The following is a 13573-nucleotide window of genomic DNA, read 5'->3' on the forward strand; positions in this document are numbered from 1 at the left end:
CCATGGCCCGCAGCTTTGCCATGAGGCTTTGCCATGAGGCTTTGCCATGAGGCTTTGCCATGAGGCTTTGCCATTCATGAAAAAACCGGATGACGTGAAGGTCATCCGGCTCGGTCGGAGTCGCCAGGGGGCAAACGCCCCCTGGCGGTATGTAAGGTTAAGTGTTGCTGATTTACCAGATAATCTGGTCGATGCCGTCGAAGTCGATTTGGGTGCCATCCTCCAAGGTGATGTAACCCGCTGCATCGCCCGCATCGAAGGTGATGGCATCGAAGACATCGCCACCCACATCGATGGTTTGCAAGGTAAAGTCCGAGTTGGTGTCAATGGTCCAGTTACCCACATCCCCCAGATCCAGCACCGGATCACTGGTCATGCCATCCATACGGATCACATCATTATAGTCAGCACCACCGCTGATAAAGTCAGAACCATCGTTCATGCCAAAGATGAACAGGTCATCCCCAGCACCACCGGCGAGAATGTCATCGCCCATGCCCCCCTGGAAGATGTCATTGCCGTCACCACCACTCAGATGATCATTACCATCGGTGCCGGTCATAACATCGTCGCCTGCGGTACCCTGGATCTCATCTTGAGTGACCGCCACATCAAACAGGCCAGCTTCGCTGGTGGCACCTTCTTCGTCAGTAACCTCAACGGAGAGGCTACGGGTACCAGGCTCATCCACATCCAACTGTATGGAGTGCAGAACATTTTCATAGGTATCGGTGCTCTCTACACCAGAGAGTACCAGATCACCCTCTCCACCAAAACCACCGCCACTCACGGTAATGTTGGTGCCATCAATCATAAAGGTGCTCGAACCATCATCGGCCACCAGCTCACTGACTTGGAAGCCATTAAAGCTAAAGCTGTCTCCTGCACCCTCGCCATCGGTAATGGCAATGGTTGCGCCGCTAAAGTTCTGGCTGTCGGTGTCGGTGATGGTGATATGGCTGCCAATATCCACCAAACCATCGCCAATATCGTCATACACCAGCATCTCATCCATGGTCACCACGGGGGTGTCATCCACCTCAATGGTAAAGCCAAGATCCATATCCACCACGTTGACATTGTTCTGGTCACTGCTGACCGACATGGTGACATGGATGGTACCGGTAAACTCTTCCGGTGGGGTCATGGTTAGACCATTCAGCTGGTCGCCGGTCAAGCTCCAGGTACCATCCCCATTGTCGGTCCCTACGGATAGCTGCGAGCCATCAGGCAAACCATCCAGGATAATGAGCATGGTCTCGGGTGAGGCGTCACTCATATCCAGCGATGCCGCACTCAGGTTAAGGCTAATGGCCGAGTTTTCAATACCCGCTGCATCTTCAGCCGAGGCGTTAAAGATGTCGGCATCAGCCTCAAAGGTCACGGTAAACTCAGCCGAGCTATTGGCCTGAATATCAATCTCACCGGTATCCGGATCACGGTCCACCGAGTAAGAGGTCAATTGCAGATCCATGTTGCCCGAAAAATCCACCGGCGGTTTAACGCTCAGATCATCCAGATCATCGGGGGCGACGCTCCATGTGCCATCGCCATTGTTAAAGCCATGGGAGAAGGTGGTCCCCTCTGGGAAGCCACTGATCACCACATTGATCGACTCTGCTCCGCTGCCATCCAATACCGCCGAGAGACCCTCAAGCTCAAAGCCGGTATCTTCAAGACCCGTGACAACCTGATCTTGTACCGTCAGCAGCACATCATCGGCATCGGCGACCACATTGACATTAACCGTCGCGCTAACGGTAATATCCTCCGCACCATCGACCCCACCTTCACCGCCGGTGGCTTTAAAGGTCAGATTAAAGTTGGTGTTTCCATCTTCAGGCGGCGTAAGGGTCAGGCCATCGGTACGCCACGAGGTGGCGGTACCATCCTCGGCACTGCCCGTCACCGTAAGCTCTGCAACAGGGATCTCCCAGTTACCGGTGTCGGGGTTCTGCTCACCCAAGCTCAGGGTGGCACCCTCTGGCACCCCTTCCACAACCACCACACCACTCAGGGTCTCGCTGCCATCCGCATCGGGCATGTTCAGCGTGACTTGGATCTCAATGGCGCTATCCTCCATCCCGCCCACAGGGCTGATATGGATGTTTGGACCGTCGGTTATGGCATTGACATCTACAGTCACGATGTGATCTTGCACCAACTCCTGACCGTTTACATCAATGGTGATCGCTTGCATGGGGATGTTCATCTCACCGCTGAAATCTTCAGGCGGTGTGATCTCCAGGGTTTCAACCTGCTCAGCGGTAAAGACCCAGGTGCCATTGAGTGGATTAAAGATGCCCGCTGACAGAGAGGCTCCCTCTGGCAGGTCGGCATCCGCGATCACAAACGAGGTGATCTCCGTGCCATTATCCTGCAAAGCGGTTGCGGCAACCCCCATATCAATGGTGCTATCTTCATTTCCAACGCCACCGCTGGTGATCGCAACACCGCTTACTTCACCATCCCAGGCCACATCGCTGTTAGGGTGCCCATTGCCCGGGCCGGGGTTGCCGCTCTGATCCAGATCGGTATCAATGTTAATGCTCACCGTGACATGGCTGTCAAAGTTCACATCGCCATCGTTTTCCACGGTTACGGCGGTCACGGTTATATCAAAATGATCCCCCGTCACCAAACCACCCTGGGGCACAATGTGCAATTGGGCTAACTGATCCTCTGTAACGATCCACTGTCCCTCACCCGCATTGATGCCTGCGTGGATCGCATTGCCAGCGCCATCCACACCCGCAGCCAAGAACGCGCCATCGGGCAGATCGCTGACAATATAGTAACGCGCTTCTGAACCATCCTGATCAATCATGGTGGAGTCAATCTGAAGGGGGATCTGATGCACCCCATCACTAACAAAGCCGTTATCGCTATCGACCACCAGATCATTCACCCCATCGGCCACACCCACCACATCGACTGTGTGAACAACGCTGTTGCTCTCCACATCGCCATTGTTATCCATGGCCGTGGCCGTCACCGTAACCTGAAAATCTTCGTTACTGTGGGTCGGCGTAACCAGGGTCAAACCATCCAGATTGTCCGGCTCAAACACATAGTTGCCATCCGCATCCGGGGTCAACGGCAGGCCATCCTGCATCAACACCACGTTGGCCGGAATGTCAGATACCGTCACCGAAGTGATCACCTCCGCCCCACCATGGGCGTTGCCATCGGTCACACTGGGAGAGATGGTAAAAGGAATACCCCCATCCATATCCTCATGACCCGCCGCTTGTATGCTGATGTGCGGCTCATCCGCGTCCGCAATCACCGTCACATGGAACTGCTCCGTGGTGGTCCACTTATCCCCACCGGTCAACTCAATGCGCTCGCCGTTGCCATCCAACATCAAGTTGCCCTGATCATCCACCTGGAAACCACGCTCCGTCACCGTAATGGCCACATCCACGTTGATCTCACCCGAATAATCCTCCGGCGTCACCAGTCGAATCGAACCCATGGCATCTTCACTAACCACCCAGTTGCCATTGCCCGCATAGCTCAGATCATCCGCCTCCGGTGCCCACAAATAGGTGCCCGCAGGGGCATCATTGGGAATGCTCAACACCACCGACAACTGTTCCGAGTTGTCATCTGCATCCGCACCCAGCGTAATACTGGTCAAATCCAGCAATACCGAACCATTGGGCGCACCCGCAACCACCTGATCCTCCACCATGCTGGCAGAAAGATCCCCAAACTCCGCCGCATCCGCATCCCCAATCACCGTCACACTAAAACTGGCGCTGGTCGAGGCTCTGGGGGTATCCACCGTACCCGCATCCTGATCGGTGGTAGGGTTGCTCTCCGTCGAGGTGGCCGTCACCGTAAGATGCATCGCATCATTGCTCTGCGCCGGCGGGGTAATGGTCAACCCTTGCAGATCTCCCGGCTCCAATGTCCACGTGCCATCACCATTGTCCGTACCTGCGCTCAGCATGGCACCACTGGGAACCCCCGCAATCACCACACTCATGCTCTCAGAGCCATCCACATCCACCAGCGCCGCGTTGATGTTAAGGCTAATGGCGGTGTCTTCGGTACCGCCCACGTTGCCCACGCTCAGTTCTGGCGCGTCAGCCACCGCATCCACCTCAACATGGATGCTGCCAGTGGCCATGGCGGTATCTTGCCCGTCATCACTAATGACCAAGGCGAAATCCAACTGGAAATCGGCATCGCTGTTCTCGGGCGGTGTCACCGTCATCGTGTCAAAGGTCCAACCGGTGGTGTTGCCATCTCCATCCACCGTAACCGACAGCAGAGCGGTGGGCACCCGCCATGTGGTGGTGGTCTCGGTGGTGGTCTGCGGCTTGCCATTGTCACCCAGTACCACGTTGCCCGCACCATCAGTCACCGGTGTGGTCACCGTATGGCTGCTGCTCTGAATGGTCACACCATTCACAACCATCGTCGCACCCGCCGCACCAGGATCATCCGAGGTGATAATCACATCCCCCAAAATGGTCTCAGATCCATCAATATCCCCATTCAGGGTGATGGTAGGCTCCAGACTAATGGCATGATCCTCAAGCCCATGGGCATCCACCGTGTTGATGGTCGCCCCATCCGCATCCGCATCCACACGGATCGTAACCGCTTTGCTGGTCAACTGCGTGGCATAACCATTGCCATCATCAGTGGCCTCCACCGTGGTGGTGGTAAAGGTCAGCTTAACATCCGTCGAATCATTCTCCGCCGGGGTAAAGGTCAGTCCAGGAATCTCCCACTTATAGTCGCCATGGGCATTATTGGCCGTGGGGCTCAACGCCTCTTGATCAATGGAGTAGCTGCCATCGCCATTGTCATGAATAAAGCCCGCATTATCCCCAACAATGCTCAGAGTCGCACCCTCAGGCACCCCAGAGATGATCACCGGACCCTGCAAGCTCTCAGAACCATCGGTATCATTAAGCTGGATCGAGTTGTTGATGGTGATCGCCGTATCTTCAACACCCGCACCGCTAAAGGAGATCTTGGTGCCGTCGGCATCAGACTGCACGTTCACCGAAAAACTGGTGGATTGCAGCGAACTGACATCATCCACCGTGCTGCCATCTTCAGCAAAATCCTTGGTGTAGGCGTTGACGTTGACCGTAAAGTCGCTGTCTTCGTTAGAACCGCCATACATGCGCACCTTGCCAGAGTCCACATCCGCCGCCGAGACGTTCCAGTTACCATCGCCATCGGTGGATTGGGTGGTCCAGTTGTTGCCCACTTTAACTTGCAGTTTGACATCGCTGCTGTCGGCGTTGATCTGGTAGAAGATCTGCTCCGAACCATCGGTGTCAATCAAATCACTGGAGATGCCAGGACCGTTGCTGCTGCTGTTCAGATAGAACCAGTTATCCTCACGCACATCCACATCTTGGGCATCGGCCATGTTCTGCACGCCATCGGCCACACCAACCACCTCCACATGCACCGCGTTGGTGCTGGTAATGGTATCGGTGGTTATGCCATTGTCGTCGGTCACTTCAACATTAAGATTCATGTTAAAGTCAACGTTGGAGTCGGCAGGGGCCTGCACTTGCAAACCGACCACTTCAAAGTTCTCATGGTCGCTGGTAACCACATACTCAGCCGGAATGGTAAAGCTATCCCCCGTACCGGTAGAGGTGCCCAGATCAATAATATCCCCGCTATCAGGATCCACAATTTGCAGAGACGCCCCCGCCGGCAGACCCGAGAAGGTAACACTACCCACCGACTCCGAACCATCGTTATCGGTGATGGCAAAGCTGGTGCTCACATCAATCCAGCTATCCTCACTACCCGATGCACTGGACGTAACGCTTACCTCATCGGCATCAGGGTTCACCGTCACCGTAAAGCTGGATGAACCGCTCAGGGCATCATCCACCGTCACGCCATCTTCAGCGTAGTCATTAAGGTTCCAAGAGACATCCAAACCAAACTGACCGCTATAATCCTCGGGCAGATCGGTCAACTGAATGGCGCTAAAGTCAACTGGGGCATCCCCTGTGCTGGTAATGGTCCAAGTGCCATCGCCATTGTCGGTACCCGCAGAGAGCTGCGCCCCAGCGGGCACACCACCGATGGTGACCACCAGGGTCTCAGAACCATCCACATCCGCCAAACCACCGCTGATATCCAGGGTAATGGCCTGATCTTCCGTACCGGTGGTATCGTTAAAGGCAAGGCTTGGATCATCGGCCACGCCGGTTACTTCAACGGAGATGGTGCCATTGGTGCGCGCCGTGTCGTTGGTGACACCATTGCTGTCGATGGTGGTAACACGGATGCCCAAATCAAAGTCCACGTTGGAATCCGCCGGGGCCTTAATCTCCAGACCATTAATGGTGTAGCTGTTCTCGGCATCGCCCTCCACCACATAATCCATGGGGATGGTGGCGCGGCCATTGTTGACGTTAATGGGGGTGCCATCGCTCATCTGCAATTCCGCACCCGCTGGAATACCGGTAATGACCACCCCCGTGACATGCTCAGATCCGTCTGTATCCAGTAAAGTAAAGACCGGCTCATTGACCGAGATCCACTGATCTTCCAAACCCGAGGCGCTGCCATCCACAATGCTCACACCATCGGAGTCGGGATTCACCGTCAGGGTAAAGCTGGTGCTGCGGCTGGTCGTATCATCCCCCGCCGCGCCGTCCGCGTCGGCATCCAGCACATTAACGGTAACGCCCATGTCAAACACGCCAGAGACATCGCCATCCACGGTGGCGGAGAGGCCATCCAGATCTCCGGCTTCCAGGGTCCAGGTGCCATCGCCATTGTCGGTACCCGCCGACAGGGTGACGGTATCGGGCACACCCGAGATCACCACCGAAGTGATGGACTCGGAGCCATCCATATCGGTGACGGCGGCGGCAATATCCAAGGGGATGGTGGCGGCATCTTCATTGCCGGCCACATTGTTGGCCACCAGATCCGGAGTATCGGCCACCGAGGTCACTTCAACATGAATCGCACCACTATCCAGCACCGTATCGGTGGTGACACCGTTGCTGTCGGTGGTTTCGACCGTAATGCCCAAGGAGAAGTCCACATTGGAGTCGCTGGGTGCCTTGATCTCCAAACCATCAATGGTAAAGGTTCCCTCGGTGGCGGTTTCAGTCACAGCCCCCATGGGGATAACGGCGGTGCCATCGGCATTAACCGTGATCTCCGTGCCATCAGCCAAGCGGATCTCTGTACCATCGGGAATACCCGTAAGGGTAACGCCCGTTACCGATTCAGACCCATCCGTGTCTTGCAGAGCAAAGGTGGGCTCGTTGACCGAGATCCACTGATCTTCACGACCGGAGGCGCTGCCTGCGGTAATCTCCACCCCATCCGCTTCGGGGTTGACCGTCAGGGTAAACTGCGAAGAGACCGAAGTGGTGTCCGTACCGCCACTGTTGGCACCATCATCCAACACATGTACGGTAACGCCCATATTAAAGACGCCAGAGACATCGCCATCCACCGTGGCAGAAAGACCGTCCAGATCCCCCACAGAGAGGGTCCAGGTGCCATCCCCATTGTCGGTGCCCGCCGACAGGGTCACGGTGTCGGGCACATCGGAGATCACCACCGAGGTGATGGATTCCGAACCATCGGTATCGGTGACCGCTGCGGCGATATCCAGAGGAATGCTGGTGGCATCCTCTTGACCCACCACATCCCCCACATTCAGGTCAGGTGCATCGGCGTCGGGGTTAACCGTCACTGTAAAGCTGGACGAACCGTTTAAGGAATCATCCACCGTGACGCCATCGTCACCAACATCATTAAGGTTCCAAGAGACATCCAGATCAAACTTACCGCTATAATCCTCGGGCAGATCGGTCAACTGAATGGCGCTAAAGTCAACTGGGGCATCCCCTGTGCTGGTAATGGTCCAAGTGCCATCGCCATTGTCGGTACCCGCAGAGAGCTGCGCCCCAGCGGGCACACCACCAATGGTGACCACCAGGGTCTCAGAACCATCCACATCTGCCAAACCACCGCTGATATCCAGGGTAATGGCCTGATCTTCCGTACCGGTGGTATCGTTAACGGTCAAGCTCGGATCATCGGCCACGCCGGTTACTTCAACGGAGATGGTGCCATTGGTGATCTCGGTATCGGTGGTCGCACCATTGTCGTCGATGGTGGTGACGCGGATACCCAGTTCAAAGTCCACGTTGGAATCCGCCGGGGCCATCACCTGCAAGCCAGCTAGGCTGTAGCTGCCATCGCCATTGTCGGTGACTTGATCCATGCTCAGGGTGGCGGAACCATCGGTGATCTCAATGGGGGTACCATCGGCCATTTGCAGGGTCGCACCCTCAGGAATGCCGGTAATGGTCACGCCGGTCACCGCCTCGGAGCCGTCGGTATCGGTGACGGCAAAGCTGGAGTTCACATCAATCCAGCTATCCTCGGCACCGCTGGCGCTGCCTGCGGTAAAGGTCACCTCATCGGCATCGGGATTCACCGTCAGGGTAAAGCTGGTGGAGGCGCTGCTGGTATCATCCCCACCGCTGTCACCATCGGCATCCAGCACATTAACCGTAACGCCCATGTCAAACACACCGGAGACGTTGCCATCCACGGTGGCGGAGAGGCCATCCAGATCCCCGGCTTCCAGGGTCCAGGTGCCATCGCCATTGTCGGTACCCGCCGACAGGGTGACGGTATCGGGCACACCCGAGATCACCACCGAGGTGATGGACTCAGAGCCATCCATATCGGTAACCGCAGAGGCGATATCCAAGGGGATGGTGGTGGCATCTTCACCGCCGGTCACATCCCCCGCGCTCAATTCTGGCGCATCAGCCACCGAGGCCACCTCCACGGAGATGGTGCCATTGGTGATTTCGCTGTCGGTAGTCGCACCATTGTCGTCGGTGGTGGTGACGCGGATGCCTAACTCAAAGTTGTCGTTGGAATCCGCCGGGGCCATCACCTGCAAGCCAGCTAGGCTGTAGCTGCCATCGCCATTGTCGGTGACTTGATCCATGCTCAGGGTGGCGGAACCATCGGTGATCTCAATGGGGGTGCCATCGGCCATTTGCAGGGTCGCACCCTCAGGAATGCCGGTGATGGTCACGCCGGTCACCGCCTCGGAGCCGTCGGTATCGGTGACGGCAAAGCTGGAGTTCACATCAATCCAGCTATCCTCGGCACCGCTGGCGCTGCCTGCGGTAAAGGTCACCTCATCGGCATCGGGATTCACCGTCAGGGTAAAGCTGGTGGAGGCGCTGCTGGTATCATCCCCACCGCTGTCACCATCGGCATCCAGCACATTAACCGTAACGCCCATGTCAAACACACCGGAGACGTTGCCATCCACGGTGGCGGAGAGGCCATCCAGATCCCCGGCTTCCAGGGTCCAGGTGCCATCGCCATTGTCGGTACCCGCCGACAGGGTGACGGTATCGGGCACACCCGAGATCACCACCGAGGTGATGGACTCAGAGCCATCCATATCGGTAACCGCAGAGGCGATATCCAAGGGGATGGTGGTGGCATCTTCACCGCCGGTCACATCCCCCGCGCTCAATTCTGGCGCATCAGCCACCGAGGCCACCTCCACGGAGATGGTGCCATTGGTGATTTCGCTGTCGGTAGTCGCACCATTGTCGTCGGTGGTGGTGACGCGGATGCCTAACTCAAAGTTGTCGTTGGAATCCGCCGGGGCCATCACCTGCAAGCCAGCTAGGCTGTAGCTGCCATCGCCATTGTCGGTGACTTGATCCATGCTCAGGGTGGCGGAACCATCGGTGATCTCAATGGGGGTGCCATCGGCCATTTGCAGGGTCGCACCCTCAGGAATGCCGGTGATGGTCACGCCGGTCACCGCCTCGGAGCCGTCGGTATCGGTGACGGCAAAGCTGGAGTTCACATCAATCCAGCTATCCTCGGCACCGCTGGCGCTGCCTGCGGTAAAGGTCACCTCATCGGCATCGGGATTCACCGTCAGGGTAAAGCTGGTGGAGGCGCTGCTGGTATCATCCCCACCGCTGTCACCATCGGCATCCAGCACATTAACCGTAACGCCCATGTCAAACACACCGGAGACGTTGCCATCCACGGTGGCGGAGAGGCCATCCAGATCCCCGGCTTCCAGGGTCCAGGTGCCATCGCCATTGTCGGTACCCGCCGAGAGGGTGACGGTATCGGGCACACCCGAGATCACCACCGAGGTGATGGACTCAGAACCATCCATATCGGTAACCGCAGAGGCGATATCCAAGGGGATGGTGGTGGCATCTTCACCGCCGGTCACATCCCCCGCGCTCAATTCTGGCGCATCGGCCACCGAGGCCACCTCCACGGAGATGGTGCCATTGGTGATTTCACTATCGGTGCTCACCCCATTGTCGTCGGTGGTGGTGACGCGGATGCCTAACTCAAAGTTTTCGTTGGAGTCCGCCGGGGCCATCACCTGCAAGCCAGCTAGGCTGTAGCTGCCATCGCCATTGTCGGTGACTTGATCCATGCTCAGGGTGGCGGAACCATCGGTGATCTCAATGGGGGTGCCATCGGCCATTTGCAGGGTCGCACCCTCAGGAATGCCGGTGATGGTCACGCCGGTCACCGCCTCGGAGCCGTCGGTATCGGTGACGGCAAAGCTGGAGTTCACATCAATCCAGCTATCCTCGGCACCGCTGGCGCTGCCTGCGGTAAAGGTCACCTCATCGGCATCGGGATTCACCGTCAGGGTAAAGCTGGTGGAGGCGCTGCTGGTATCATCCCCACCGCTGTCACCATCGGCATCCAGCACATTAACCGTAACGCCCATGTCAAACACACCGGAGACGTTGCCATCCACGGTGGCGGAGAGGCCATCCAGATCCCCGGCTTCCAGGGTCCAGGTGCCATCGCCATTGTCGGTACCCGCCGAGAGGGTGACGGTATCGGGCACACCCGAGATCACCACCGAGGTGATGGACTCAGAACCATCCATATCGGTAACCGCAGAGGCGATATCCAAGGGGATGGTGGTGGCATCTTCACCGCCGGTCACATCCCCCGCGCTCAACTCTGGCGCATCAGCCACCGAGGCCACCTCCACGGAGATGCTGCCATTGGTGATCTCGGTATCGGTGCTCACCCCATTGTCGTCGGTGGTGGTGACGCGGATGCCTAACTCAAAGTTTTCGTTGGAGTCCGCCGGGGCCATCACCTGCAAGCCAGCTAGGCTGTAGCTGCCATCGCCATTGTCGGTGACTTGATCCATGCTCAGGGTGGCGGAACCATCGGTGATCTCAATGGGGGTGCCATCGGCCATTTGCAGGGTCGCACCCTCAGGAATGCCGGTGATGGTCACGCCGGTCACCGCCTCGGAGCCGTCGGTATCGGTGACGGCAAAGCTGGAGTTCACATCAATCCAGCTATCCTCGGCACCGCTGGCGCTGCCTGCGGTAAAGGTCACCTCATCGGCATCGGGATTCACCGTCAGGGTAAAGCTGGTGGAGGCGCTGGTGGTATCATCCCCACCGCTGTCACCATCGACATCCAGCACATTAACCGTAACGCCCATGTCAAACACACCGGAGACGTTGCCATCCACGGTGGCGGAGAGGCCATCCAGATCTCCGGCTTCCAGGGTCCAGGTGCCATCGCCATTGTCGGTACCCGCCGAGAGGGTGACGGTATCGGGCACACCCGAGATCACCACCGAAGTGATGGACTCAGAGCCATCCATATCGGTAACCGCAGAGGCGATATCCAAGGGGATGGTGGTGGCATCTTCACCGCCGGTCACATCCCCCGCGCTCAACTCTGGCGCATCGGCCACCGAGGCCACCTCCACGGAGATGGTGCCATTGGTGATCTCGGTATCGGTAGTCGCACCATTGTCGTCGGTGGTGGTGACGCGGATGCCTAACTCAAAGTTTTCGTTGGAGTCCGCCGGGGCCATCACCTGCAAGCCAGCTAGGCTGTAGCTGCCATCGCCATTGTCGGTGACTTGATCCATGCTCAGGGTGGCGGAACCATCGGTGATCTCAATGGGGGTGCCATCGGCCATTTGCAGGGTCGCACCCTCAGGAATACCGGTGATGGTCACGCCGGTCACCGCCTCGGAGCCGTCGGTATCGGTGACGGCAAAGCTGGAGTTCACATCAATCCAGCTATCCTCGGCACCGCTGGCGCTGCCTGCGGTAAAGGTCACCTCATCGGCATCGGGATTCACCGTCAGGGTAAAGCTGGTGGAGGCGCTGGTGGTATCATCCCCACCGCTGTCACCATCGACATCCAGCACATTAACCGTAACGCCCATGTCAAACACACCGGAGACGTTGCCATCCACGGTGGCGGAGAGGCCATCCAGATCCCCGGCTTCCAGGGTCCAGGTGCCATCGCCATTGTCGGTACCCGCCGACAGGGTGACGGTATCGGGCACACCCGAGATCACCACCGAGGTGATGGACTCAGAACCATCCATATCGGTGATGGCGGTCTCAATGTTCAGAGGGATGGTGGTGGCATCTTCATTGCCTGTGGCATCAGCGGCGCTCAAGTCAGGGGCATCGGCCACCGAGGCCACCGTCACATTCAAATCTGCGGTGACGGTATTAGAAAGACCCGATGAGGTCTCTGTGGTGGTGGCCGTAACGTTAAGGGTAAAATCTTCGTTGGAATCCGCAGGGGGCAGCAGTTGCAAGCCATCGGCAAAATCCCCAGTGATGGTCCAAGTGCCATCGCCATTGTCGACAATAGGGTTTTCCGCGTCAGGATTTTCTGCCAGGAAAGCATCCGCAGCATCCGAACGGATTTCAGAACCTTCTGGGACCCCTTCAATCTTAACAACCAACTGTTCCGCGCCATCCTCTTGAGAGACGTTGAGGTTGATATCAATCCAACCATCTTCGTTCCCGGCGGCAGCTTCGGGCGTTAAAGTAATGCCATCGGCCAGCAAGGTGTCGTCAACCTCTGTCTCATCCGGTGTCTCTTCTTCAACAACAGCCTCTTCTTCAGCTGCCACCTCTTCTTCAACAACCTCTGGGGTGGTGGACTCAGGGGCAAAAGCGGTCTGCTCAGGGGTGGCGATAGCGGCAGGCTCATCGACAGCAGCATTCGGTTCACTCTCGTTGTTGGCTGGGATCGCCGCTTCGGTCTCAGGCAAACCAAACTGGAAACCAGCCTGGGATGCAATGCCCGCCGTGGGGGGGGTGATGGCAAAATCACCACCTTCGCTCCCTTGAGCATCCGCGATGTTGCTCTCTGCTTGCACGGGGGCTTCGTTATCGGTCTTCTCAACCTCAACCGTGCCGCTCTCCACAGCGGCTATCTCAGCATCGGTGGTAACCGACTCATTGGGTATAACTCGGCTGCCCATCTGAATGGTCGACATGCTTTGCAGGTCTTCATTCTGATTGCGGCTGCCATCGTGTCCCTGCTGCTGCTCAGCGTCCAAATTGACACTATTGTCGTTTTGCAGGACAGTCATGTCGTCCAGATTCTGCCGGGCCTCTTCACCATCGTCAGCAGCTACTTGAACCTTAGGGGTTTGGTTGCCAGTATCTTCGGCCATGATCCCGTCTCCTGCCATGAGTATAAGAAAAACGCCCAGCAGCGTTTTGATCTCGATTGGTTG

Annotated in this window: 1 protein-coding gene; it reads right to left on the bottom strand. The window is 57.3% G+C overall.

Going from position 1 to position 13573, the window contains the following annotated elements; genetic code table 11:
• Nucleotides 1–172: 172 nt before the first annotated feature.
• Nucleotides 173–13510, bottom strand: coding sequence for a hypothetical protein (locus MMC1_RS13015; protein ID WP_041641236.1), 13338 nt, complete (start codon nucleotides 13508–13510; stop codon nucleotides 173–175).
• Nucleotides 13511–13573: the final 63 nt, after the last annotated feature.

The sequence above is a fragment of the Magnetococcus marinus MC-1 genome, from assembly GCF_000014865.1.
Taxonomy (GTDB): Bacteria; Pseudomonadota; Magnetococcia; order Magnetococcales; family Magnetococcaceae; genus Magnetococcus; species Magnetococcus marinus.

Excerpts from the sequence above, each read along its gene's own strand:
- MMC1_RS13015 (WP_041641236.1), bottom strand. The coding sequence starts at position 13,510 with ATGGCCGAAGATACTGGCAACCAAACCCCTAAGGTTCAAGTAGCTGCT.